This is a genomic window from Curtobacterium sp. MMLR14_010 (assembly GCF_001865015.1).
Lineage (GTDB): Bacteria > Actinomycetota > Actinomycetes > Actinomycetales > Microbacteriaceae > Curtobacterium.
Map to the genome: position 1 here is coordinate 25,114 of NZ_MJGV01000012.1, position 24,174 is coordinate 49,287.

The 24,174-nt window shown below is 71.8% G+C and carries 24 protein-coding genes; 9 read left to right on the forward strand and 15 right to left on the reverse strand.

Going from position 1 to position 24,174, the window contains the following annotated elements:
• Positions 1–86 precede the first annotated feature (86 nt).
• On the reverse strand, positions 87–689 hold the full coding sequence (locus BIU98_RS01950; RefSeq protein ID WP_071270651.1) for a hypothetical protein: 603 nt from the start codon (positions 687–689) through the stop codon (positions 87–89).
• Between the two features lie 83 nt (positions 690–772).
• Between BIU98_RS01950 and BIU98_RS01955 the strand changes: the two genes are divergently transcribed.
• The 3 genes from BIU98_RS01955 to BIU98_RS01965 are packed head-to-tail and all read left to right on the forward strand — an operon-like array spanning position 773 to position 3,768.
• Complete coding sequence (locus BIU98_RS01955) at positions 773–2,230, forward strand: histidine kinase (RefSeq protein ID WP_071270654.1); 1,458 nt, start codon at positions 773–775, stop codon at positions 2,228–2,230.
• Between the two features lie 30 nt (positions 2,231–2,260).
• Complete coding sequence (locus tag BIU98_RS01960; protein WP_071270657.1) at positions 2,261–2,923, forward strand: response regulator transcription factor; 663 nt, start codon at positions 2,261–2,263, stop codon at positions 2,921–2,923.
• Positions 2,920–3,768 (forward strand): DMT family transporter, encoded by an 849-nt coding sequence (locus tag BIU98_RS01965; protein ID WP_071270660.1) that lies wholly within the window; start codon positions 2,920–2,922, stop codon positions 3,766–3,768. Before BIU98_RS01960 ends, BIU98_RS01965 begins: the two co-directional genes overlap by 4 nt.
• Here the strand turns inward: BIU98_RS01965 and BIU98_RS19230 are convergent.
• From BIU98_RS19230 to BIU98_RS02005, 9 genes are all read right to left on the reverse strand, one after another.
• Positions 3,741–3,893 (reverse strand): hypothetical protein, encoded by a 153-nt coding sequence (locus tag BIU98_RS19230; RefSeq protein ID WP_175481266.1) that lies wholly within the window; start codon positions 3,891–3,893, stop codon positions 3,741–3,743. The genes BIU98_RS01965 and BIU98_RS19230 overlap by 28 nt on opposite strands.
• A gap of 116 nt (positions 3,894–4,009) precedes the next feature.
• Positions 4,010–4,333, reverse strand: coding sequence for a hypothetical protein (locus BIU98_RS01970; protein ID WP_071270663.1), 324 nt, complete (start codon positions 4,331–4,333; stop codon positions 4,010–4,012).
• A gap of 131 nt (positions 4,334–4,464) precedes the next feature.
• Positions 4,465–6,129, reverse strand: coding sequence for an ABC transporter ATP-binding protein (locus BIU98_RS01975; RefSeq protein WP_071270666.1), 1,665 nt, complete (start codon positions 6,127–6,129; stop codon positions 4,465–4,467).
• On the reverse strand, positions 6,126–6,692 hold the full coding sequence (locus BIU98_RS01980) for a GbsR/MarR family transcriptional regulator (RefSeq protein ID WP_071270669.1): 567 nt from the start codon (positions 6,690–6,692) through the stop codon (positions 6,126–6,128). Before BIU98_RS01980 ends, BIU98_RS01975 begins: the two co-directional genes overlap by 4 nt.
• 35 nt (positions 6,693–6,727) lie before the next feature.
• Positions 6,728–8,143 carry a serine hydrolase gene (locus BIU98_RS01985; protein ID WP_254787764.1) on the reverse strand — a complete coding sequence of 472 codons (1,416 nt, stop codon included), beginning with the start codon at positions 8,141–8,143 and terminating at the stop codon, positions 6,728–6,730.
• A 40-nt stretch (positions 8,144–8,183) separates the two neighbouring features.
• Positions 8,184–9,074: an ABC transporter permease gene (locus BIU98_RS01990; RefSeq protein ID WP_071270672.1), complete on the reverse strand. Its 891-nt coding sequence runs from the start codon at positions 9,072–9,074 to the stop codon at positions 8,184–8,186.
• Positions 9,071–10,012, reverse strand: a complete 942-nt coding sequence (locus BIU98_RS01995; protein WP_071270674.1) for an ABC transporter permease — start codon at positions 10,010–10,012, stop codon at positions 9,071–9,073. The genes BIU98_RS01990 and BIU98_RS01995 overlap by 4 nt, the downstream gene beginning before the upstream one ends.
• The gene (locus tag BIU98_RS02000) at positions 10,012–11,409 is read right to left on the reverse strand and encodes a M14 family zinc carboxypeptidase (protein ID WP_071270677.1); all 1,398 of its coding nucleotides are present in this window, start codon (positions 11,407–11,409) and stop codon (positions 10,012–10,014) included. Before BIU98_RS02000 ends, BIU98_RS01995 begins: the two co-directional genes overlap by 1 nt.
• 8 nt (positions 11,410–11,417) lie before the next feature.
• Positions 11,418–13,004, reverse strand: coding sequence for an ABC transporter substrate-binding protein (locus tag BIU98_RS02005; protein ID WP_071270680.1), 1,587 nt, complete (start codon positions 13,002–13,004; stop codon positions 11,418–11,420).
• Between the two features lie 183 nt (positions 13,005–13,187).
• Here BIU98_RS02005 and BIU98_RS02010 point away from each other — a divergent pair, with 183 nt between their 5' ends.
• Together BIU98_RS02010 and BIU98_RS02015 are read left to right on the forward strand one after the other, a co-directional pair.
• Entirely contained in the window at positions 13,188–13,838 is a 651-nt protein-coding gene (locus BIU98_RS02010; protein WP_071270683.1) for an FMN-binding negative transcriptional regulator, read from the forward strand.
• A complete protein-coding gene (locus BIU98_RS02015; RefSeq protein WP_071270686.1) occupies positions 13,835–15,304 on the forward strand; it encodes an amidohydrolase in 1,470 nt (489 codons plus the stop codon). The genes BIU98_RS02010 and BIU98_RS02015 overlap by 4 nt, the downstream gene beginning before the upstream one ends.
• A gap of 9 nt (positions 15,305–15,313) precedes the next feature.
• Here the strand turns inward: BIU98_RS02015 and BIU98_RS02020 are convergent, their stop codons facing one another.
• The 3 genes from BIU98_RS02020 to BIU98_RS02030 are packed head-to-tail and all read right to left on the reverse strand — an operon-like array spanning position 15,314 to position 17,473.
• A complete protein-coding gene (locus BIU98_RS02020) occupies positions 15,314–16,243 on the reverse strand; it encodes an Fpg/Nei family DNA glycosylase (RefSeq protein WP_071270689.1) in 930 nt (309 codons plus the stop codon).
• Positions 16,244–16,294: 51 nt separating this feature from the next.
• Positions 16,295–16,783: a ribose-5-phosphate isomerase gene (locus BIU98_RS02025; protein WP_071270692.1), complete on the reverse strand. Its 489-nt coding sequence runs from the start codon at positions 16,781–16,783 to the stop codon at positions 16,295–16,297.
• A gap of 9 nt (positions 16,784–16,792) precedes the next feature.
• Positions 16,793–17,473: a helix-turn-helix domain-containing protein gene (locus BIU98_RS02030; protein ID WP_083392885.1), complete on the reverse strand. Its 681-nt coding sequence runs from the start codon at positions 17,471–17,473 to the stop codon at positions 16,793–16,795.
• On the opposite strand from BIU98_RS02030, the gene BIU98_RS02035 reads away from it, so the two are divergent.
• A complete protein-coding gene (locus BIU98_RS02035) occupies positions 17,472–17,999 on the forward strand; it encodes a GNAT family N-acetyltransferase (protein ID WP_071270695.1) in 528 nt (175 codons plus the stop codon). The genes BIU98_RS02030 and BIU98_RS02035 overlap by 2 nt on opposite strands.
• Positions 18,000–18,158: 159 nt before the next feature.
• Here BIU98_RS02035 and BIU98_RS02040 read toward each other — a convergent pair whose 3' ends face one another.
• Positions 18,159–18,728, reverse strand: coding sequence for a disulfide bond formation protein DsbA (locus tag BIU98_RS02040; protein WP_254787766.1), 570 nt, complete (start codon positions 18,726–18,728; stop codon positions 18,159–18,161).
• A 205-nt stretch (positions 18,729–18,933) separates the two neighbouring features.
• On the opposite strand from BIU98_RS02040, the gene pepN reads away from it, so the two are divergent.
• From pepN to BIU98_RS02055, 3 genes are all read left to right on the forward strand, one after another.
• Positions 18,934–21,513 carry an aminopeptidase N gene (gene pepN / locus BIU98_RS02045; RefSeq protein WP_071270752.1) on the forward strand — a complete coding sequence of 860 codons (2,580 nt, stop codon included), beginning with the start codon at positions 18,934–18,936 and terminating at the stop codon, positions 21,511–21,513.
• Positions 21,514–21,591: 78 nt separating this feature from the next.
• Positions 21,592–22,665, forward strand: a complete 1,074-nt coding sequence (locus BIU98_RS02050) for a mechanosensitive ion channel family protein (RefSeq protein ID WP_071270701.1) — start codon at positions 21,592–21,594, stop codon at positions 22,663–22,665.
• Positions 22,666–22,793: 128 nt separating this feature from the next.
• Complete coding sequence (locus BIU98_RS02055) at positions 22,794–23,198, forward strand: globin (protein WP_071270755.1); 405 nt, start codon at positions 22,794–22,796, stop codon at positions 23,196–23,198.
• A gap of 86 nt (positions 23,199–23,284) precedes the next feature.
• Here the strand turns inward: BIU98_RS02055 and BIU98_RS02060 are convergent, their stop codons facing one another.
• Complete coding sequence (locus BIU98_RS02060; protein WP_071270704.1) at positions 23,285–24,118, reverse strand: NAD-dependent epimerase/dehydratase family protein; 834 nt, start codon at positions 24,116–24,118, stop codon at positions 23,285–23,287.
• Between the last annotated feature and the right edge of the window lie 56 nt (positions 24,119–24,174).

Genomic DNA, 24,174 nt, shown 5'->3' on the forward strand with positions numbered 1-24,174 from the left:
CATCGAGGGAGCAGGAATCGTCGAGTCCCTTGAACGGAACCGACGATTACTGCTCCCTCGATGTGTGGAGGGCGGGTGGACGCGGGTCAGCGCACCTCGGCTGTGGACCAGAGGTACCGGGCGCCGGTGCCGACCGGGCGGAGGAGGGGCACGACGAACAGCAGGGCCGCGGTCAGGAAGGCGACGGCCTGACCAGCCGCGGGGAGCGTGACGAGGACGTCGACGAGGCCCTGGGGTGCGCTCGGGCTCGTCCCGAACCACAGGGTGAAGCCGCCGACGAGCCAGACGGCGGCGGCGACGGCGATCACCCAGCCGGCGACCCGCGAGGCCCCACGGCCGCGACGGGCGACCATCACGCCGAAGGCGACGGCGAGCGCCTGGGACGCGAGCGTCAGGATCGACGAGACGGCGAACGACGCTCCACCGAGGGGCAGCCACCACAGCGCGAAGCACAGCACCGAGACGGCGAACCCGAGCGTGACACGGTCGTGGCGACGGTGCGCGGCGAGCGCGAGCAGCACCGCGGCGACGCCACCGATGACCGCCGCCACGATGAGCACGGGTGGTTCGAGGTACCAGTCCGTCAGGAGCACGAGACCGACCACCCCCGAGAGCGCCGGTGCGAGCGCCACCACCACCCCGGCGAGCGCGGTCCACTGTTCCTGCCGGTTCGTCGTCATCGACCCCATGGCACCAGGGTAGGGCTAACCCCACCAGGAGTCCGGGAGAGGGCAGGATGGGTCGGAGCGTCCGACCTCGCGATGCTGGATCCATGACCGACACCGACCGTCTCGACCTGGCCACCACCGTGCCGTTGGACGACGCAGTACCCCCCGGAGCCACCACGCCCATGCCCGACCTGCCCGACACGAGCACCGGCGGTGACGACACCCCGCCCGGCATGACCGTGCGCGAGTTCCACCGCCACGCCTGGCGCCGGTTCCCGCGGGACTTCGGGTACATGGCGCTGACGGCGGTGCTGCTCTGCACGCTCTACTTCGCGTTCCCCGCGGCGGTGCTCGGTGGCGGCTTCCGTGACCTGTTCAACCCGTTCGTGCTGCTGATGTTCTTCATCGCGCTGTTCATCGCGCGGTGGCTCGGGCAGTTCGAGCGCCTGCGCATCTCGTGGGCGGACCCGCGGCCGATCCGTCCGGTCGACTGGACCCCGCGCTGGCAGCAGAACTGGTGGACGCGCACCGGCTCGGCCGTCGCGAACCCGCACTACTGGCTGTACCTGCTGCACGCGGCGGTCGTCTACCCGCTGACGGCGCTCGTCACGGTCGGTGCCGGTGCGCTGCTGGTCGTCGGCTTCTTCGGCCCGTTCGTCGCCGGCTTCACGGCCCTGCGGTACGGCTGGCAGGTCAACCAGTACCTGATGGTGAACAGCATCGACCAGGGCTGGGCGTGGGGCCTCGGCTTCGCGGCGTGCGTCGTGAGCGTGGTGGCCTCGGTCCTCCTCCTGCCGCTCTGGTCGCGCGGGTCGGTCGCCGCGCACTACTGGATCGACTTCGGGCTGCTCGGTGGGTTCCGCGCCGAGGTGCTCGAGCAGCGCGTCGCCGGGCTGCAGGCCTCCCGCGCCGGTGCTGTCACCGCCGAGGGCCAGGCACTCCGCCAGATCGAGCGCGACCTGCACGACGGTCCCCAGCAGCGGCTCGTCCGACTGCGGATGGACCTCGCGGCCGCCGAGCGGGCGTTCGACAAGGACCCGGCGGCGTCGAAGCAGCTCATCGCCGAGGCGTCGGAGCACGCCAAGGACGCCCTCGACGAGCTCCGGGCGCTGTCCCGCGGCTTCGCCCCGCCGATCCTGCTCGACCGCGGGCTCGTCGCCGCCCTCGAGGCCCTCGTCGCCAGGACCCCGATCCCCGTCGGCCTCGACGTCCGTCTGCCCGACGGGCTGCAGCTCGCAACGGAGATCCAGCGGAACGTGTACTTCACGGTCTCCGAGCTCCTGACGAACACGACGAAGCACGCCGGGGCCTCGACGGCCGGCGTGTACCTCGGGCTCTCCGTCGACGCCTCCGGGGTCTGGTACCTCATGGTCAGCGTCACGGACGACGGCGTCGGCGGCGCGAGGACCCGCGAGGGGCACGGCATCCAGGGCCTCATGGGGCGGATGCAGTCCCTCGACGGCGAGCTCGTCGTGTCGAGCCCCGCCGGTGGCCCGACCGAGGCCACCGCACGGATCCCGCTCGGCGCGCTGAACGGGGTCCCGACGCCCGCCGCACGATGACGGCGGTGCCCTCCCACTAGGGTGGGGAGCATGACCGACGGCCCGGATGCAGCACGCATCCGGGCCGTCGTCGTCGACGACGCCGTCCTGATCCGCGAGGGCCTGTCCCGCGTCCTGCTCGAGGCCGGCATCGACGTCGTCGCGCAGTACTCCGACGCCACGTCGTTCCTCGCGACGCTCCCGGACGCCGCCCCCGACGTCGTCGTGATGGACGTCCGCATGCCGCCGACGTTCACCGACGAGGGCGTCCGCGCCGCCGTCGAGACCCGACGCCTCGCACCGGGCACCGGGGTGCTCCTGCTGTCGCAGTACGTCGAGGCCACCTACGCCGAGGACGTCCTGGCGTCCGGCACCGCCGGCATCGGCTACCTGCTCAAGGACCGCGTCACCCGGCTCGAGGAGATCGACGACGCCGTCCGCCGCATCGCCGCCGGCGGCACCGTGCTCGACCCCGAGGTCGTGACGCAGCTGATGAGCCGTCGCCGCGACCCGATCGCCGCGCTGACGCCCCGCGAGCGCGACGTCCTCGGACTGATGGCCGAGGGCCGCACGAACGCCGCCATCGCCCGCGCGCTCGTCATCGGCACCGGCGCGGTCGAGAAGCACGTGTCGAGCATCTTCGCGAAGCTCGGGCTCGAGGACACCGGCGAGGACCACCGCCGCGTGCTCGCCGTGCTCGCCTACCTCGGATGACCCGTGTCCCGGCGCCGCTCCTGGCGTTCGCCGCGATCGTCTCCGTGCAGCTCGGCGCCGCCGTCGCGAAGACCCGCTTCGACGAGGTCGGCTCGGTCGGGGCGGCGACGCTCCGCCTGGTGATCGGCGCGCTCGTCCTGGCCCTCGTCGTCCGGCCCCGCGTCCGGCACTGGGACCGCGCCAGGTGGACCGCCGCCGTGCTGCTCGGGCTGGCACTCGGCGGCATGAACGTCTTCATCTACCTGGCCTTCGCGACCATCCCGATCGGCGTCGCCGTGACGATCGAGTTCCTCGGGCCGCTCGCGCTCTCCCTCGCGCACACCCGACGCTGGCGTGACGTCCTCTGGGCGGTGCTGGCGCTCGCCGGTGTCGTGCTCCTCGGCGTCGGGCCCTCGGCCGTCACCGAACTCGGGGGCGTGGCCTGCGCGGTCGCCGCCGCCGCGTGCTGGGCCGGGTACATCGTGATGAACCGGCACGTGGGTGCGCTCATCCCGGGCGTCGACGGCCTGGCGGTGTCGATGCTCGTCGCGATGGTGGTGTCGCTGCCGTTCGGCCTGCGCACCGCGGTCGACGGCGTGGTGGCCGACCCGACGCTGCTCGTCGTGTTCGGGGCCGTCGCCGTCCTGTCGAGCGTGCTGCCCTACGCGCTCGAGATGCTCGCGCTGCGCCGGATGCCGACACGGGTGTTCGGTGTGTTGCAGAGCCTCGGGCCGGCGGTGGCGGCGCTCGCCGGGCTGCTCGTGCTGCACGAGGCCCTGTCACCCGTGGAGGTGCTGGCGCTCGCGTGCGTCACCGCCGCGAGCGTCGGCGTGACCGTCTACTCGGCGCGGAGGAAGTCCGCGTAGGTCGGTTCGTGCGCGTCCCCGGACAGCAGCGAGGGGTCGTTGACACGGCGCTCGACGTAGGCGGCGATGACCTCGGGCGGGGTGAGCACGTGTGCCACCCAGGACGGGACCTCATGACGGGTCATGGCGTCTCCTTCCGGTCGGGACACTCGCGAACGGATGTCTTGATCGTCGAGATTCTCAGCGAACCCCGACTGCATGAACCATCCCGCGCGTCCGGGACGCCTGTCAACCGGGTGCGTTATCCGGCGTCCGGTGCACGCGCACGGCGGTCGGCGTCGACCCGCAGCACCCGGTGCTTGACGGCCGACCGCCACACCCAGGCCTGCGCCTGCTGCCCGAACTGGGCCCACTCCACGAGCACGGCATCACGGGTCCAGCTCTTCGCGAAGGCCTTCACCCGGACGTGGAAGGTCGGGAACTGCACCCACGCCCAGACCGGGATCGGGGTCACCGCGTGGCAGGCGTCCGGCCCCCGCGCGTCGTCGGAGAGCGAGTAGGCGTGCGGACGTTCGACCTCCGGATGCTCCGGGGGCTGCCACCGGTTCTCGCGACGCCGTCCCACCGCATCATTCGAACGTGTGTTCGAACGGGCGTCAAGTCCGGTGCGTCACGGCGGACTGCCTGGAGGCTCGGATCGGCGTGTCGACACCGGCCCCGCACCGCGGGTCCCACGTGGTCGCGCGGCCTGACGGATCAGGACGCGAGCGCGGCCAGACGAGCGGCACGGCGGACGGCCTGCTCCTCGGGGTCCGGGACCGGGGCGGCCTGGATGAGTCGTCGGGTGTACGGGTCCTGGGGCGCGCGGAGGATGGCGTCGCACGTGCCCTGTTCGGCGACACGTCCCTGGTGCAGGACGACGACGCGGTCGCACAGGGTGTCCACGACGGCGAGGTCGTGCGTCACGAACAGGCACGCGAACCCGAGGCGTTCCTGCAGCTCGCGGAAGACGTCGAGCACGCGGGCCTGCACCGACACGTCGAGGGCGCTCGTGGGCTCGTCGGCGATGAGCAGCGCGGGGTCGAGTGCGACGGCGCGGGCGATGGCGACGCGCTGGCGCTGGCCGCCGGAGAGCTCGTGCGGGTAGCGCTCGCGGAAGCCGCCGTCGAGGCCCACGTCCGACAGGAGCCGTTCGACGCGGGTCTCGGTGTCGGCGGCCGACAGGCGGAGGATCTGCCGGAGGGGCTCTGCGACGGTCTGGCCCACCGTGTACCGGGGGTTCAGGGAGCGCAGCGGGTTCTGGAACACCACCCCGACGCGGCGGCGCATGCTCCGGCGCTCCGCGCGACCGGCACCGGCGAGGTCCACGCCGTCGACGGACACCGAGCCGGCGGTGATCGGGGCAAGGCCGACGGCGGCACGGCCGATGGTGGTCTTGCCGCTGCCGGACTCCCCCACCAGGCCGACGATCTCGCCACGGCCGACGGTGAACGACACGTGGTCGACCGCGCGGAACCGGCGGCGCAGCGCGCCGCCGTACTCGACCACGAGGTCGCGGACGTCGAGGACGGTCGACGGGAGGGTCGTGGCGGGGTCGAGCCGTGCCTCCAGTCCGTCGACGGGCCGCAGCCGTGGGACGGCGGCCAGCAGCTCGCGCGTGTAGTCCTCGGTGGGCGAGGCGAAGAGGGCGGTGGCGCTGCCGGACTCGACCACCTGCCCGCGGCGCATCACGACGACGCGGTCGGCGATGTCGGCGACGACGCCCATGTCGTGCGTGATGAGCAGGATCGCGGTGCCGGTGCGCTCCCGGAGTGCTCGCAGCACGTCGAGCACCTCGGCCTGGACGGTGACGTCGAGCGCGGTCGTGGGTTCGTCGGCGATGAGCAGGTCCGGGTCGGCGGCGAGCGCCATCGCGATCATCACGCGCTGGCACTGCCCGCCGGAGAGCTCGTGCGGGTACTGGCCCAGCCGGCGTTCGGGCTCCGGGACCTCGACGGCCCGCAGGAGCTCGAGCGCCCGGGCCTTCACCGTCGCCCGGTCGGTGGAGGCATCGGCGCGGCGGACGGCCTCGGCGAGCTGGAACCCGATGGTGAAGACGGGGTTCAGGGCGGCGGAGGGGTCCTGGAAGATCATCGAGACCGTGCGGCCGCGGACCTCGCGGAGGTGCTGCTCGCCGGAGCTGAGCACGTCGACGCCGCCGATGCGGATCGCGCCGCTGGCGACGGCGCCGTCGGGGGCGATGCCCATGGCGGTCATCGCGGTCATGCTCTTGCCGGAACCGGACTCCCCGACGACGGCGACGACCTCGCCACGGCCGACGGTGAAGGAGGCGTCGTCGACGGCGCGGACCACCTCGCCCTCGACGTCGAACGTGACGGTGAGGTGGTCGACGACGAGGACGTCCTCGCGCGGCTCGGTCATGGTGCTCCCGTCCCTGGTGCGTCGTCGCCCGTGTCGCGGGCGGCCTTGAAGGCCTCCCAGTCCTCGAGCATCTTGCGGTGGTGGCCGTGCAGCCACTGCATGTAGTCGCGCCCGTTGCGCAGGCGCTCGCGGACGGGGGCGTCCACGTCGCCGGGGCCGGTGTGGCCGTCCTGTTCGACGACGGCGAGCCCACGGGCGATGATGTCCCGCTGCCGGTCGAGGTACTTCCGCTCGCTGGCCAGCCAGCTGCCCCACACGTCGGTCTCGGCGCGGAAGTAGTGGCTGCGCTCCCCCGGCACCGTGTGACGCTTGACGAAGCCGGAGTCGACGAGCCGCCTGGTCGCCATCGACACCGACCCCGAGCTCGCCCCGAGGGCCGCCTGCAGGTCGGCGGAGGACGAGTACGGGGCGCGGGTCATGATGAGGTAGCCGAGGACCCGGGCGTCGGTGAGGGGCATGCCCGCGCCGTCACCGAGCATCAGCGCGAACTCCTCGACGAACGCCTGGCGCACCGGGTCCAGGACGCGGTCGTCGGTCGTCACGGTCTGCTGCTGCTCGGTCATGGTGGTCCCCTCGTCGATCCGTGGTCCGCGCCAGGCTATGCGAGCCCGGCCGCGACCTCGGGCGCCTCGTCGGGGATCGCCCACGGCTCCTCGCTCATGCCGCCGCTGCCGCGGATGCCGGTGACGGTGCCGTCGGCGTCGCGGGTGAACACGATGTCCTCGTCGACGGAGCCGAAGCGGTTGCCGTGGGTCATCCGGAGCGTGTCCGCGTCGACGACCTCGAGCCGGGTGGGCGAGTCCATCGGGTCGGGGCCGGAGGGGTCGATCGCGAGCAGGCGGTCGCCGACGCGGGCGATGTCGGTGAGTCCCCACGGGTTGGCGTAGCGGCCGGTGTAGCGCGCGGCGACGTCCTCGGGGACGACCGCGCCGGGTGCTGCCGTGTCGGCGGCGGCGTCGAGCAGGTTGACGATCCCGGTGGCGAGGAGCGTCGCGGGGCCGGCGGCCGAGCTCGTCATCACGGAGACGACGAGGCCGGACTCGGGGTCGAACAACGACTGGGTGATGTGGCCGGGGAAGCCGCCGGAGTGGCCGCGGACCTCGCGCCCGTTGATCCGGTCGACGATGAAGCCGGCGCCGTAGCCGCGGGCCGCCGGGTCCTCGTCGGAGGCGCTCCACGACTTCCGCTGCGCCAGGCGCTTCGAGTGGTCGCTCAGCAGCTCGCCCTGCCCGAGCACGTGCGCGGAGAAGTACGTCACCAGGTCGGACGCGGTGCCGTGGAAGCCGGTCGCCGCGGCCATCGCGCGGGTGTCGACGTGGGCGATGCGCTGCCGGTGTCGTGCGACGTGGAAGCCGGAGTAGCCGACCACGAAGTCGTCCTCGCGCGCCGGGTCCCAGTCGGGTCCGGTGTTCCGGAGGCCGAGCGGTTCGACGATCTCCTGGCGCACGAAGTCGTTGTAGCTCCGCCCGGAGGCCGCGGCGATGACGAGCCCGAGGAGCGAGTACCCGAGGTTGGAGTAGTTGAACGAGGAGCCCGTCGGCACCTTCTGCCCGCGGTCGAGCACCAGCGCGAGGAGCTCGTCCTCGTCGGGGAACGGCCGGGCGAGGGACCAGTAGTCGCCGTCGTGGCCGTCGCGGATCACACCGGCCCCCATCTCCATCAGCTCACGGACGGTGGCGTCGGCGATCGGCGACCCGCCCTCGACGAGCGCCGGGACGTACGTGCCGACGCTGTCGTCGAGCCGCAGGGAGCCCCGTTCGGCGAGGAGCAGCAGCGCCGTCGCCGTGAAGGTCTTGGAGTGCGACGCGATCCGGAACAGGTCGTTCGTCGTCAGGCGGCGGCCGGCCTCGACGTCGGCGTGGCCCCACGCCTCGGAGAACAGCTCCTCGCCCTGGTACCCGATCGCGACCTGCACGCCGGGCACCCGCAGCTGCCAGACCTTGTACGCGACCCAGTCGCGGATGGTGGGCAGCGTCGTGCGGTACGCGGTGCGGGTGGCCTCGGTGTCGGTCACGGTGGTTCCTTCCATGTGGAGCAGGGGTTCGAGTCTGACGTCAGCGGCGACGCGGGTCGAGTGCGGCCCGCAGGGTGTCGCCGAGCGCGATGACGGCGAGCACGGTGACGGCGAGGAACGCCGCGGGTGCGACGAGCATGTGCGGGGCGCGGAGGAACTGGCTGGTCGCGGCGGAGAGCTGCAGCCCCCAGGAGATCGCCGGGCTCTCGAGGCCGATGCCGAGGTACGTCAACGACGACTCGGACACGATGACGCCGCCGACGGTGATGGTGGCGAGGACGAGCAGCGGGGAGATCGACGACGGCAGCACGTACCGGGTGGTGATCCGCCACGTGGAGAGCCCCATCGTGCGTGCGGCCAGGACGAACTCGGCGTTCCGCACACCGCGGACGCTCGACCGCACGAGCCGGGCCATCGTCGGCCACCCGAACAGCGCGAGCACGAGCGACACGGTGAGCACCGACCGCTCCCCGACGCTGTTGAGCACCACGACGGCGCCGAGCAGGAACGGGAAGCCGAGGAACACGTCGGTCAGGCGGGCGAGCACGGCGTCGACCCAGCCGCCGACCATGCCGGCGACGGTCCCGACGACGACGGCGACCATGCCCGCGAGCACGGTGGTGAGCACCGCGACGGCGATCGACGAGCGGGTGCCGTACACGACGTTGGCGTACACGTCGCAGCCCTGCAGGTCGAAGCCGAACGGGTGTCCGGCGGCGGATCCGTCCCCGCTCCGGCCGAGGTCGCACACACGCGGGTCGCCGTTGCCGAAGAGTCCGGCGAACAGCTGCGGGAACGCGGCGATGGCGAGCACGAGGACGAGGACCGACGCGGGCACCCAGAACCCCGGCGTGCGGGCGGCAGCGGCGAGCGGGCGGCGCTTGACCCCGACGACGGGGTCGACGGTCGCGGCGAGGGCTGACGTGGTCATGCGGCGGCTCCCGATCGGACGCGCGGGTCGAGGGCGGCGTGCAGCAGGTCGACGAGCACGCTCGTGACGAGGAACACCAGGATGAGGGCGGTGGAGATCCCCACGACGACGGCCCCCTCGTGCGAGCGGATGCCCTGGAACAGCAGGTTCCCGACCCCGGGCAGGTTGAAGATGCCCTCGATGATCACCGTGCCGCCCATCAGGTAGCCGAGGTCGGTCGCCAGGTAGGTCGCGGTCGGGATGAGCGAGTTGCGCATCACGTGCACCGCGACGACCCGGCCGGGCGTCAGGCCCTTCGCACGGGCCGTCCGGACGTAGTCGGCGTCGAGCGTCTCGATCATCGAGGTCCTGGTGAGCCGGGACACCGCGGCCAGGCCGAACAGCGCGATGACGAACGCGGGCAGCACGTACGCGGTCGGCCAGCCGGCGGTGGCGCCCGCGACGGGGAACCAGTGCAGCCGGACCGAGAACACGAGCTGCAGGGCGACACCGAGCACGAAGACCGGGACCGCGCCGACGACGATCGTGCCGACGAGGACGGTCTTGTCGAGCACGGTGCCGCGCTTGAGCGCCGACAGCACGCCGAGCCCGATCCCGAGGACGATCTCCAGCGCCCACGCGGTGAGCGCGAGCGTGATCGTCACCGGCCAGCGCGAGGCCATCTGCGCCGCGACGGGCTGCCCGGTGAAGTCGGTGCCGAAGTCGCCGCGGAACAGCCCGCCGACGTACTGCACGTACTGCAGCCACAGCGGCTGGTCCAGGTGGTACTCGGCCCGGAGCGCCCGCACGACCGACTCGCTGAGCGGCCGGTCACCGCCGAGCGCCCGGATCGGGTCGCCCGGCAGCGCGAAGGTCATCGCGTAGATGAGGAAGGTCACCCCGAGGAAGACGATGACCAGGCCGCCGAGTCGCCGACCGACGGCGAGCGTCGGACGCATCACGCGCCTCCCGGGATCGTCGCGGACACCGGACGGGAGGCTCGTGTCGGGTCCGCCACGTGGCTCGCGCAGGCGAGGATCGCCCCGTACTGCACCCCCACCAGCTTCCCCACCGGGATCGGTGCGGCGTCGGTCACCGCGTCCGCCTGCCAGAGCGCGTAGCGCTCTGCCAGCTCGTCGCGGAGCCGCCGGAGCGGCGCGGACGCCGTGCCGGCGGTCGTCTCCGCCTCGAGCGCGCGGAGGAGCATGCCGCCGTAGCGGAGCCGGAAGCAGCGCACCAGGTCCTCGCAGCCGAAGCGCTCGGCGACGGTGGCCATCCGGCTCGCGGGTTCACGGTCGGCCCTGGCACGGTCGGTCTCCGGCGTCGCGGTGAGCATCGGGATGAAGGCGCGCGAGGCGTCGAGGAAGGGCGTCTCGATCGTGAGCATCGGCGACGCGGTGTCGAGGACCCGCTGGAGCTCGGCTCCGGAGCCGCCGAGGTCGTCCGCGCACCGCCGGAGCAGGTCCGCGTAGGACTCGTCGGTCGGGGTCTGGTCGTCGGCGTCCGGGTGGCTCCAGTACGGCAGCTCGGCCACCATGCAGAGCGCCCCGTGGCGGAGGGCCCACGCGGCGCTGGACGCACCATGGATGTGCTCGCCGGGGTCGACGCCGAGGCCCTCGAGGTAGTCGTAGACCTCCGCCACCCCGTCCATCGCGAACACCGCCGGGGCGAGCTCGCGCAGGTGCGGCGACTCCGGCTCCCCGGTGTCGAGCGGCAGCCCGAGCGCCCGGGGCACCGCGTGCAGCACGTCGACGACGTCGGGCAGGTCCTCGGAGAGGTAGTAGTAGACGCCGCCCATCTCCCCGTTGTGCAACGACACCAGCAGGTCCGGTTTCGTGTCGTCGATGAGCCGCATGAACGCGAGCGTCTCCGGCAGCACCTGGTCGAAGTACACCGACTTGTGGCTGTTCGGGAACGTCCACTCCACCTGGCTGTCCGGCGCCGGGCGGTAGAAGTGCCGCGAGTAGAAGACGCGGTCGTACGGGTCGTGGAACCAGGCCTCGTTGAGCCGCATGCCGTCCGGGTCGATCGTCGGGACGATGTGCCAGGTGACGTCGAGCGCGGTGGCCTCCGCGTCGTCGCCGAGCATCGTCTCGGCGAGGTGCAGCGCGGTCCACGAGCCGATCGGTTCGTTCGGGTGCACGCCGCCGACGATGACGGCGGCGTGCGACCCGGTGCCGATGCGGTAGCTGTGCAGGGGTTCGCCGAGTCGGCTGGTGCCGATCCTGGTGACCGTGACCCGGTCCGGGTGCGCAGCGGCGAGCGCGTCGAACCGGGCGTGCAGGTCGTCGACGAGCGGGAAGCCGTCGCGGTCGGGGACCTCGCGGACGAGCCGCAGGATGGTGTCGCTGTCCATGCGGCGCCCTACTTCACGGCGATCTTGGCGACCACCGGGCTGCCGGCGACCGCGGGGAGCTTCGCGATCTTGTCGCTGGTGACGTAGGAGTACTTGTCGAAGAAGGTGGGGACGACCGGGAAGTCCTCGAGCACGGCCTCCTGCGTCTTCGTGTAGTACTCGTTCGCCTCGGCCTGGGTGCCGGCGGAGTCGGCCTTCGCGAGCAGCGAGTCGACCTCGTCGTCCTGGTAGTACCCCGTGCAGGGTGCGCAGCCGCCGGCCGTGGTGAACAGCGCGCGGAGGGTGTTCTGCTGGCTGATGTAGAGCGCGCCCCAGTGGCCGAAGTGCGGGCCCTTGACGGTCTTGTCCGTCAGCTCGGAGTAGTACGAGGCCCAGTCGGTGGTGGCCTTCGCCTCGGCGTCGACCCCGAGGTTCTGCCGGATCTGGTTGGCGTACGCCTGGTACAGCGAGTCGAGGCCGTTGCCGCCCGGGTAGACGAGCTCGATGCTGCCGTCGAAGCCGCCCGCCTTCGCCAGGAGCTGCTTGGCCGCTGCCGGGTCGAACTCGCAGGCCTCGCCGCAGATGCCCTCCTTCGTGCCGGACATCGAGGGCGGGGTGAGCGCCGTCGCCGGGTCGTACAGGCCGCCGTAGATCGCCTTGTTGACCTGGTCGCGGTCGATCGACATCGAGATCGCGCGGCGGACGTCGGGGTCGGAGTAGCGGTCGTCCCAGAGCGGGAAGCCGAGGTAGTCGATGCCGGGGGCGTCGAAGGAGTGCAGCCGGTCGCCGAAGTCGTCCTTCGCGCTCGTCATCTTGTCCGTCGGCAGGAAGAGCACGTCCGCGTTGCCGGCGAGGACGTCGGTGTACGCGGTGTTCATGTCGGAGTAGCTGCGGAAGGTGACGTTCGGGGTCGCGGGCTTCGCGCCCTCGTAGCCCTTCCAGGCCGTGACGGTGAACTCCTGGTTCGCCTTCCACGCCTTGCTCATCCGGTACGGGCCGTTGCCGATCGGCTTCTTGTCGTAGGCCTTCAGGTCCTCGTACGCCGCGGACGGCATCGGGTAGAACGCCGTCTGTGCCTGGCTGAGCTGCAGCGGGAACTGGCTGTCCGCGTGGGTCAGGGTGACCGTGAAGGTGTCCTTCCCGGTGACCTTCAGCCCGGACATCTCCTTGGTCGTCGGGGTGCCCTTCGCCGGGTTGAGGTCCGAGTAGCCGACGATCGACGCGAGCTGGCCGCTGTTCTCCCAGGCGTTCGGGCCGTAGGCGACGTGGTTCCAGGCCTTGACGTAGCTCTCGGGGGTGACGGCCTCGCCGTTCTGGAACTCCCACCCGTCGCGGAGCGTGATCGTCCACGTGGTGGCGTCGTCGCTCTCGACGCTCTTCGCGGCGACGTCGTGGAGCTCGCCCTTCGCGTCCGTCTGCGTCAGCGGGGCGAACAGGCTCATCACCTGGTCGAACGCGACCGTCTGGCGACCGGGCGTCAGGTGGTCGGGCTCGCCGGTGGCGTACACCAGGCTCGCGTCCGCGGCGGAGTCGGCGGTGCCGCTCGCCGAGCAGCCGGTCGCCACCAGGGCCACCGTGGCAGCCGCGGCGAGCGCGGCGATCGTCCTGCGTCGCATGGACAACTCCTTCGATCGGGTGCGTCCGGTCCACTGCCCGGTCGTCGTTGTCCGGAAAGCTAGGCCCGGGCGAATCCCGACCGCAAGGCTTCTTTCAATGGACTCTGAAACTTTTACCGGGCAGAAACACCCGCGAAACGACACCTGTCGCGCTGGGACAGCCCGCTGTGCCACGCTCGGGGCATGCGCCACACACCGCACTTCCTGATGACCGACGTCGCCGAGGTGAAGCGGCTCGTCGACGACAACCCGTGGGCGACGATCGTGTCGCACACGGACGCCGGACTCGTGGCCTCGCACTACCCCTTCGTGCTCGAGGCGCCCGGCCCCGACGAGGACCCCGACCAGCTCGTGCTCGTCTCGCACGTCGGACGTCCTGACGAACAGGCGCACGAACTCGGGCAGCACGAGGTGCTCGTCGTCGTGCAGGGCCCCCACGGCTACGTCTCCCCCGCCTGGTACCCCGCGTCGCAGTTCGTCCCGACGTGGAACCACGTCACCGCGCACCTGTGGGGAACGCCGGAGATCCTGTCCGACGAGGAGAACTTCCGCGTCCTCGGCGAGCTCGTCGACCACTTCGAACGGGTGATGCCCGACCCGGTCTCGCTCCAGGTCGACGAGGACACCGCCAGGCGCATGGCGAAGGGCACGGTCGGCATCCGGATCCGGGTCACCCGCTTCGACGCCCGCGCGAAGTTGTCGCAGAACAAGGCCCCGGCCGTCGTCGACGACGTCATCGCGGGGCTCCGCGGCGACGGGCCCTACGCCTCGCCGGCGCTCGCCGCCGAGATGGAGCGGGTGCACGAGACCACGGAAGGACGGGAGGCTCGATGAGCGCCGTCCTGCTCCGTTCCGTCCGCCGTGTGGGTACCTCCGGCACCCCGGCCGACGTGCTCGTCACCGACGGCGTCGTCACCACGATCGCCCCGGCCGGCACCCTGGCACCGTCGAGCCCCGACACCGATGTCGTGGACGCCGGTGGTGCCTGGCTCGGACCCGGGCTCGTCGACCACCACACGCACTTCGACCAGTGGGCGCTCGTCCGGCGCCGCGTCGACGTCACCGGCTGCGACTCCGCCGAGGCGACCGCCGACCTCCTCGCCGACGTCGCCCGCACCGGGGTGGCGGACCCGGTCCTCATCGGCCACGGCTACCGGGACGGGCTCTGGCCGCGCCCCGCCCGACGTGCGCTGCTCGACGCGGCCGCACCGAGCCTCCCGACCGTCGTCATCAGCGCGGACCTGCATGCCGTCTGGTGCAGCACCAGCGCACTCGCCCACTTCAGCCGGGTCCTCGGACGGCCGCTCGAGGCCGGCGAGGACGGCGTCCTGCGCGAGCAGGACGCGTTCGACGTCACCGGCGCGCTGTCCAGCGTGCCGGGCGCCGTGCTCGACGGCTACGTCGCGGACGCTGCCGAGGCCGCTGCCGCGCGCGGGGTGACCCGGGTCGTCGACCTCGAGATGCGCTTCGGGCTGGACCGCTGGGTCCGTCGCATCCACGGCGGGACGGACGCACTCCGCGTGACGTCCGGTGTGTACGCGACGGAGCTGTCCGACGTCATCGCCCGCGGGCTGCGCACCGGCGACGTCGTCCCCGGCACCCGCGGCCTGCTCACGATGGGGCCGTTCAAGGTGATCACCGACGGTTCCCTCGGCACCAGGACCGCGGCGCTCGTGGACGGGTCGGGCTCGCTTGCCTGGGCCTTCGACGACCTCGTGGCGGTCACCCGCCGCGCCGTCGACGCCGGACTCGTCCCCGCGATCCACGCCATCGGCGACCGGGCCAACACGCTCGCGCTCGACGTCTTCGAGGCCGTCGGCGCCCGCGGCACGATCGAGCACGCACAGCTGCTCGTGGACGCCGACGTCGAACGGTTCGCCCGGCTCGGGGTCGCTGCGTCGGTGCAGCCGGAGCACGCCATGGACGACCGGGACATCGCCGACCGGCACTGGGCGGGCGACACCGACCGGGCCTTCGCGTTCGCGTCCCTGGTCAGGGCGGGGGCCGAGGTGCTCCTCGGGTCGGACGCGCCGGTGGCGCCGCTCGACCCGTGGGTGTCGCTCGCCGCGGCCGTCGGGCGGGACCGCGACGGTCGCGAGCCGTGGCACCCCGCCGAGCGGATGTCGGCGCTCGCCGCGTGGCGGGGCTCGACCGACGGACGGGTCGGCGTGTCCGTCGGAGACGTCGCGGACCTGGTGCTCACCGAGGCGGACCCGCTGGCGGCGTCCTCGGCGGCGCTGCGGTCCATGCGGCTGCTCGGCACCGCGATCGCCGGGCGGTGGACGCACCTGGACCTGTGACGGGACGCCCTACTTCTGGTCCTTCGGGCACCAGTAGAGCTTGCGGCCGGCCATGTCGGCGATCCGGATCTCGGTGCCGCACACCCGGCAGGGCTCACCCTGACGGTGGTACACCCAGTGGCGGTCCTTCCGGGAGCGCAGCGCCTTCTTGTGGTCGGCGGCGGACAGGCCGTCCATCGTCATCATCAGGCCGTCGCGGACGCCGTCGTGCAGGAGCTTCGACCAGTCGGCCCAGAGCGCCTTGGCCTGCTTCACGGTGATCTTCTTGCCCACCTTGTACGGGTCGATGCGCTGCCGGAACAGCAGCTCGGCGCGGTAGATGTTGCCGATGCCGCTCACCACGGACTGGTCCATCAGGAGCTGCCCGATGGCGACGTTGCGCTTCCGGATGTTCTCGACGAAGACCTTCTCGGCCTCGGGGCCGTCGTCGTTCATCGGGTCGGGGCCGAGCTTGTCGAGGGCCTGCTGGACCTCGGTCGGGGTCTCCACGACGCACTTCGTCGGGCCACGGAGGTCGGCGACGGTGTCCTCGGTCAGGAGCCGCACGCGCACCTGGCCGACGGGGTCCGGCGGGAAGGCCTCGATCGGGTCCTCGGTCTTCTCCTGCTCGGCCATCCGGTAGCGGGCGAGCCGCGGGGCACCGATGGAGGACAGCGACTCCTCTTGGTCGTCGTCGTCCGACAGCGCCTCGGCGGTGGAGATCACGCCGGCGAAGTCCCACGCGCCGTACAGCCCGAGGTGGACGCGGAGGAACAGGTCGTCGTCGAACTCGAGGAACATCTGCTTGCCGACGGCCCGCGCCGCGATGAGCGTCTTGCCGTCGAGCTGTTCGGCACCCGCGGCGAACCGGCCCTGGGGGCTGGAGACCTCGCAGCGCTTGCCGACGAAGTGGCGGGTGAACTGGTTGGCGATTCGGTGGACGGAGTGACCCTCGGGCATGCGTCCTGTTCTACCCGGTGCCGCTGACGGTCCGTGTCCCCCGACGGCCTGCTACGCGTCGACCTGCTTGCCGGCGATGGTGCCGGTCTGCTCGTACTCGGCGAGCTGCGCGATGCGACGGGCGTGGCGTTCCTCGCCGGAGAACGGCTCGGCGATGAACAGGTCCACGAAGTCGATGACCTCGGCCTCGGTGTGCTGACGGGCCCCGAGCGAGATGACGTTGGCGTCGTTGTGCTGGCGGGCGAGGAGCGCGGTCGACTCGTTCCACACGAGCGCTGCCCGGACGCCCTCGACCTTGTTCGCGGCGATCGCCTCGCCGTTGCCCGAGCCGCCGAAGACGACGCCGAGCGCCTGGACGCCCGCGCGCTGGTCGGCGACGACGGCGTGTGCGGCGTTGATGCAGAACGAGGGGTAGTCGTCGAGCGCGTCGTACTCGGTCGGGCCGTGGTCGACGACCTCGTGTCCGGCCTCGGCGAGGTGCGAGGCGAGGGTCTTGGCGAACTCGAGGCCGGCGTGGTCCGTTCCGAGGTGGATGCGCATGGACCGATCCTATTCCCGGCCGCGCGCGCCCCTCGCCACGACCACGACGTACCGGCACTCGGTCTCACCGTCGTTCCGGTAGGTCACCTTGGCGGGGTCGCCGAGCTCGATCCGGTCGCCGGCTCCGAGGGTCGTCGGCACGCCGCCGACGACCAGCTCGAGCGCGCCGTCGACGACCCAGATGCAGTGGCGCAGGAACGCGTACGCCGACGCCGGGTAGGTCACGGCACGACCCGCCGGGAGGCGCACCTCTGTGACGTCCACGGGGAACTCCGCGCTCGAGAGCGGACGGCGACGGTACCCGGTGTCCGGGTCGGTCCAGTGGTCGGCGGTCGCGGCGCGCTGCACGCCGGTCGCGTCGTCGGGGTCGGCTGGCTCCGTCTCGGCGTGCGCGTGTGTCTCGTGGGAGCCGTCGAGCAGCTGGGAGATCGTCAGGCCGAACGCGCCGGACAGCCGGCCGAGGATGGTCGCCGTCGGGCTGGACACCCCGCGCTCGACGCGGTTGATCATGGCGCGCGAGACGCCCGACTCCTCGGCGAGCTCCGTGAGGCTCCACCGACGGTCGTCGCGGAGCGCGTGCAAGCGGGCACCGAGGCGGCGCTGGTCGGCGGCGTCCGCGGGCTCGTGTCCCGCTTCCGCCCCGGCGTCGTGTTCCGCTTCCGCGCCCGCGTCGTCTACGATCTGAGACATGACGACAGCATATGCGACGGACGAGCCGGGAGCGGTCACGGTCCGGGACTGCGAGCCGCGCGACCTCGACGTCGTCCACGCCCTGCACGTCGACGCGGTGCTGCACACGACGGCCATCTGGCAGGACGAGCCCTGGCCGCGGGAGTGGTTCGACGGCTGGCTCGCCGAGCGCCGTGCGGCGGGGCTGCCGGTGTTCGTCGCCGAGGTCGACGGGCAGGTCGCCGGCTACGTGTCGTACGGGCCGTTCCGCCCTCACCCGGGCTACCGGCACACCGTCGAGCACAGCGTCTACGTGGTGCCGGCGTTCCGGGGACGCGGCATCGCCTCCGAGCTCATGCGCGCCCTGGTCGCCCATGCCCGAGGGCAGGACCTGCACGTGATGATGGCCGGCATCTGCAGCACGAACACCGGGTCGATCGCCCTGCACGAGCGCCTCGGGTTCGAGGTCGTGGCCGTGCTGCCCGAGGTCGGGCGCAAGTTCGACCGCTGGCTCGACCTCACCCTCATGCGCCTGCCGCTGTCCTGACGGCCGCGGCGGCGGCGCGGCCGCCGCGCGCCGCGCGGCCGCCGCGCGCCCGAGTCTCGGCCCGGCGGACAGCATGCGGCTTCCGGAAGCCGCGCGGTGTCCGCGGAGCCGAGTCTCGCCGGACGCGGGGCGCGGGGCGGGGCCGAGCCGAGCCTCCCGTCAGTCGGTGGCGGCGGCCGTGTCGAAGATCGGGCCGACGTCCCTGGAGCGCTTGAGCTCGAAGAAGCCCGGGTACCGGGCTACTGCGACGACGCCGTCCCAGAGGTCGAGTGCCTGCTGGCCCTTCGGCGCCGGGGAGATGACGGGGCCGAAGAACGCGACGCCGTCGACGGCGATGACCGGCGTGCCGACGTCCTGACCGACGCGCTCGATGCCGTCGCGGTGGCTCTCGCGGGTGGCGGCGTCGGCCTCGTCCGACCAGGCCGCGTCGGCGAGGTCGGCGTCGAGGCCGAGTTCCGCGAGGACGGCGGGGACGACCTGCGCGGGGTCCTTCTCCTGGCGGTGGTGGATGTGCTCACCGAGGGCGTCGTAGAGGGGCTTGACGACCTGGTCGCCGAGCCGGAGCCGCGCTGCCGTGACCAGGCGCGGGTAGACCTGGCCCTGCTCGAGGCGTTCCTTGTACTCCGGCGGCATGTCCTGGTGCTCGTTCAGCACGAACAGGCTCATCACGTGCCAGGTCACGTCGAGGTCGCGGTGGCGCTCCACTTCCTCCACCCACCGGCTCGTCATCCAGGCCCACGGGCAGTTCGGGTCGAACCAGAAGTCCACAGCCGTACGGGTCGTCTCGGTCTTGTCCACAGTCGTCTCGGTCACGGGTGCGAGCGTACGCGCGCTCGCTAGGCTGGTTCCGACACGTCCCGCGGTGCACGACGCCGAGTGGGACACAGCTGCGCGGACATCGATCGTCCGCGCCCGCATCGAAGATGGAGCGTCCGTGCCCGGAGAGAACCTCACCCGAATCGAAGCCCAGGAACGCGCACGCGAAGTCGACGTCCAGTCGTACGACGTCGAGCTCGACCTCACGCGCGGCGCCGAGTCCTTCGGCAGCACCACCCGCGTGCGCTTCACCGCGACGCCCGGCGCGTCGACGTTCATCGACGCGATCACCAGGACGGTGCACTCGGTCACGCTGAACGGCACCGAGCTCGACGTGGCAGCGGTCAACGACGGCGTCCGCATCCAGCTCGCCGACCTGCAGGAGACCAACGAGCTCGTCGTCGTCAGCGACGCGCTCTACACGAACACCGGCGAGGGCCTGCACCGCTTCGTCGACCCCGTCGACGACGAGGTCTACCTGTACTCCCAGTTCGAGGTCCCGGACTCCCGCCGGATGTTCGCGGTGTTCGAGCAGCCCGACCTCAAGGCCGAGTTCACCTTCACCGTCACCGCGCCGTCGCGCTGGCAGGTCGTCTCGAACTCCCCCACGCCCGAGCCCACCGTCAACGGTGACGTCGCCACGTGGGCGTTCCCGCCGACCACCCGCATCTCGAGCTACATCACCGCGCTCATCGCCGGCCCGTACGCCGTGGTCCGCAGCGAGCTGACCTCCAGCGACGGCCGCACGATCCCCCTCGGCGTCTTCGCCCGGAAGTCGCTCGCCGAGTACCTCGACGCCGACTACGTCTTCGAGACCACCCGCAAGGGCTTCGCGTACTACGAGGACAAGTTCGACGTCCCGTACCCCTTCGAGAAGTACGACCAGCTCTTCGTGCCCGAGTTCAACGCGGGTGCGATGGAGAACGCCGGCGCGGTGACCTTCACCGAGACCTACGTGTTCCGCTCGAAGGTCACGGACGCCATCAAGGAGCGCCGGGTCGTCACGATCCTGCACGAGCTCGCGCACATGTGGTTCGGCGACCTCGTGACGATGAAGTGGTGGAACGACCTCTGGCTCAACGAGTCCTTCGCGGAGTGGGCGTCGACGATCGCCACCGCAGAAGCGACCGAGTGGACCGAGGCCTGGACCACCTTCCAGGCCATGGAGAAGTCGTGGGCCTACCGCCAGGACCAGCTCCCCTCGACGCACCCGATCGTCGCGACGATCAACGACCTCGAGGACGTCCAGGTCAACTTCGACGGCATCACCTACGCGAAGGGCGGCTCCGTCCTGAAGCAGCTCGTCGCGTGGGTCGGCATCGACGCCTTCTTCGCCGGGGTCTCCGCGTACTTCAAGAAGCACCACCACTCCAACACCGAGCTCGCGGACCTGCTCGTCGAGCTCGAGGCCACCAGCGGCCGTGAGCTCGGCGAGTGGTCGAAGCTCTGGCTCGAGACCGCCGGCGTGAACACCCTGCGCCCCGAGATCGAGACCGACGCGGACGGTGTCATCACGTCCTTCGCCGTGCTGCAGGAAGCCCCGGCGGACTACCCGACGCTGCGCCCGCACCGCCTGGCGATCGGCGTCTACGCGTTCACGAACGACCCCTCGGCCCCGTTCGGTGCGGACACCGCGTCCGCCGGCGGCAAGCTCGAGCGGGCCGCCCGTGTCGAGATCGACGTCGACGGTGCCCGCACCGAGGTCCCCGAGCTCGTCGGCACCCACCGCGGTGACCTCGTGCTGCTCAACGACGACGACCTGGCGTACGCCAAGATCCGCCTCGACGAGCAGTCCCGTCGCACCACGATCGAGCACCTCGCCTCGATCGCGAACCCGCTCGCCCGCTCGATCGTCTGGGGTGCGATGTGGGACGCCACCCGCGACGCCGAGTCCCCCGCCGGCGACTACGTCCGCCTGGTCCTCGGCAACATCGCCACGGAGACCGAGTCCACGACGATCCGCACCACGCTCTCGCAGCTGCTGCTGACCGCGCGGAACTACGTCGCCCCGGCGACGTCCGACGCGACCGTCCACACGGTCGGCGACACGCTCTGGCAGCTGGCGTCCTCGGCCGAGGCCGGCTCGGACGCCCAGTTCCAGTTCGTGAAGTTCTTCGCCCAGGTGGCGTCGACCCCGGAGCACGTCGCGACGCTCTCCGGCCTGCGCGACGGTTCCGTCACGCTGAGCGGACTCGAGATCGACACCGACCTGCGCTGGGAGCTGCTCGAGGGCCTCGTGCTCGCGGGCGCCGCTGGTGACGCCGAGGTGGACGCCGAACTCGCCGCCGACCGCACCGCGTCGGGCGAGCAGGCCGCCGCACGTGCTCGTGCGACGATCCCCACCGCCGAGGGCAAGCTCGCCGCGTTCTCGTCGCTCGTCGACTCGGACGCCCTGCCGAACGCGATCGTCCGCCAGATCACGGTCGGGTTCCAGCACACGAACGCGCCCGTCGTGCTCGAGGGCCTGGTCCCCCGGTACTTCGACGTGCTGACGCGCATCTGGGCCGAACGGAGCTACCACATGGCCGACACGATCGTCACCGGGCTCTACCCGGCGCCGCTCGCCTCGGTCGAACTCCGTGACGCCGCGGCCGCCTGGCTCGAGGCCCACCCGGAGACCCCGGCGCTCCGACGCATCGTGACCGAGAACCTCGCGGGCACCGAGCGTGCCCTCCGGGTGCAGGCCGCGGACGTCTGAGTCCGAACCGCTGAACCACGACGGGGTGTGGTGTTCCTCCAGGGACACCACACCCCGTCCGCTTACCATCGACCGGACATGATCTTGGCTGCAGACACCACGGACGTCCCGAAGTGGGCGTCGAACACCTTCACCCAGTTCGTCGACGCCTGGCAGACACCGATCACGATCGTGATCACGATCCTGGCGGCGATCCTGCTCCGGCTGATCCTGCGTCGGATGATCAACCAGGTCGTCGGGCGCATCGTGAACGGCGTCAAGAAGCGCCAGGGCGCCGACGACACCCAGGCGCTCATCGCGTCCCCGATCCAGACCGCCCGCGTGGTCCAGCGCACGCGCACGCTCGGCAGCGTGCTCGAGAACCTCGCGACGGTCATCGTCGTGGTGATCGCGCTCGCGATCATCATCCCCGTCGCCATCCCGAACGCCGCCGTCGGCATCGTCGGTGGCGCGTCGCTCGTCGCGGCGGGCCTGGCCGTCGGAGCGCAGTCCATCGTGAAGGACCTGCTCTCCGGCGTCTTCATGATCCTCGAGGACCAGGCCGGCGTCGGTGACGTCGTCGACACCGGGCCGGCCACCGGCGTCGTCGAGAACGTCGGGCTGCGCGTCATGCAGATCCGCGACGTGAACGGCATCCTCTGGTTCGTGCCGAACGGCCAGATCCTGCGGGTCGGCAACCTCTCGCAGGGGTGGTCCCGGGTGCTCGTCGACATCACCGTGCCGTACGACACCGACATCGACGCCGTGCAGGACGCCCTGCTCGCCGCCGCCGTCCGGATGTCGCAGGAGCCCCGGTGGCGCCAGCGCATCGTCGAGAAGCCGGAGATCTGGGGCCTGCAGTCCATCAGCGAGGACGGCATGGTGTTCCGCCTCGTCGTGAAGACCCGTGCATCCGAGCTCGACGTGGTCGGCCGCGAGCTCCGCATCCGGCTCAAGCGCGCGGTCGACGAGCTCGGCGTGACCCTGCCGGCGATGGCGATGATCATGCCGGAGGGCTGGGAGAACGCCACCTCGATCAACGGCCTCCGCACCGCGCGGACGCAGCCGACCCCCGTGCCGCAGACGAAGCAGCCGCGTCGTGGCCGGAAGACGAACGTGTACGGGCAGCCGATCGACACCGGCCAGCCTGAGCCCCGGAAGGACGACCGATGACCGACCTGCCCTCCCCGAGCGGTGCCCCCGGCGGTCCCCCCGTCGGCAGGCCGGCAGGTCTCCCCGTCGGCGGTCCCGGTGGCCTTCCTGTCAGCGGGGCTGCTGGTGTTGCCGGGCAGCCGATCACGCTGCGGGTCGGGCTCGGTGGCTCGTCGGCGTCGGGGTCGTTCTTCGACCGCATCGGCGGCGCCCCGACCTTCGACCGCCTGGTCCGCCGCTTCTACGAGGGCGTGCAGACCGACGACGTCATCTGGCCGATGTACCCGCAGGACGACCTCGAGGGCGCCATCAGCCGCCTGTCGCTGTTCCTGCAGCAGTACTGGGGCGGCCCGGGCACCTACAGCGAGGAACGCGGTCATCCCCGCCTCCGCATGCGGCACAACCCGTTCCGCATCACCTCCGAGGCCCGGGAGCACTGGCTGCTCCACATGCGCGACGCGGTCGAGTCACTCGAGCTCGCGCCCCTCGACGAGGCCGAGCTCTGGGGCTACCTGGACCGCGCTGCGCACGCGATGACGAACACGTTCGACTGAGCGGTCGCGGTCGCGGTCGCGGTCGCGGTCGCGACCACAGGGCGGACTGGAGGCTCGGTGCCAGCTGGCACCGAGCCTCCCGTCCGTCAGTGGGTCGCGGCCAGGTCCTGCAGCAGCGTGGGGCGGGTCGGCGACCACCCGTAGGCCGAGCGCGCGTGCGCACCGGAGCACTCCTGGTGCATGAGCAGGGCGTCCGCGAAGTCGGCGCCCAGCCGCTCGCGGGACGCGTCGACGCTCTCGGCGACGACCGGTGACCCGTGTGCTCCGGCCTCGGCGATCTCCCGCACGGTGGGGTTGTCCCCGGTCGCGGCGAGGACGTACCCGTCCTGCTCGCCGCGTTCGAGCGCGAGGACGTAGAGCTCGGCCAGGTCATCGACGTGCACCGTCGTCCAGCGCTGTGAGCCGTCGCCGACCAGTCGGACCTCGTGCTCACCGTCGCCGACGAACATCTGGGGGATGCCGGCGCCACGGCCGTGGACGATGCCCGGGGCGACGATCGTCGTGCGCGCGCTGCTGGCACGGACGAGGGCCTCGTTCGGGCCACGCCACGCGGTGAGCGCTGGCGGGGAGACGGGCGACTGCTCCGAGATGTCCGTCGAGTTACCGAAGGTGAAGATCCCCCCGGTGTGCACGAACGGCTTCGGGGTGCCCTCGAGCGCGCCGAGGACCGTGCGCACGAAGTCCGGGTCGACCTCGGCGGCGCTGGCGGTGTGGACGACCCCGTCGGCCTCGTGTGCGAGTCGTTCGACGACCTCGGTGTCGGTGACGTCCTCGACGAGGGCGTGGCCGCCCGCGTCACGGACGACCTGGGCCTTCTCGTCGGAGCGGACGATGGCGGTGACGCGGTGCCCGTGGGTGACGAGTGCGCGGAGGACGGAGGAGCCGATGTAGCCGGACGCGCCGGTCAGGAAGACGTGCATCGGTCCAGACAACCACGCGTGCTGGTCAGGGTGGTGGGCGGCGTCAGGCCGTCACT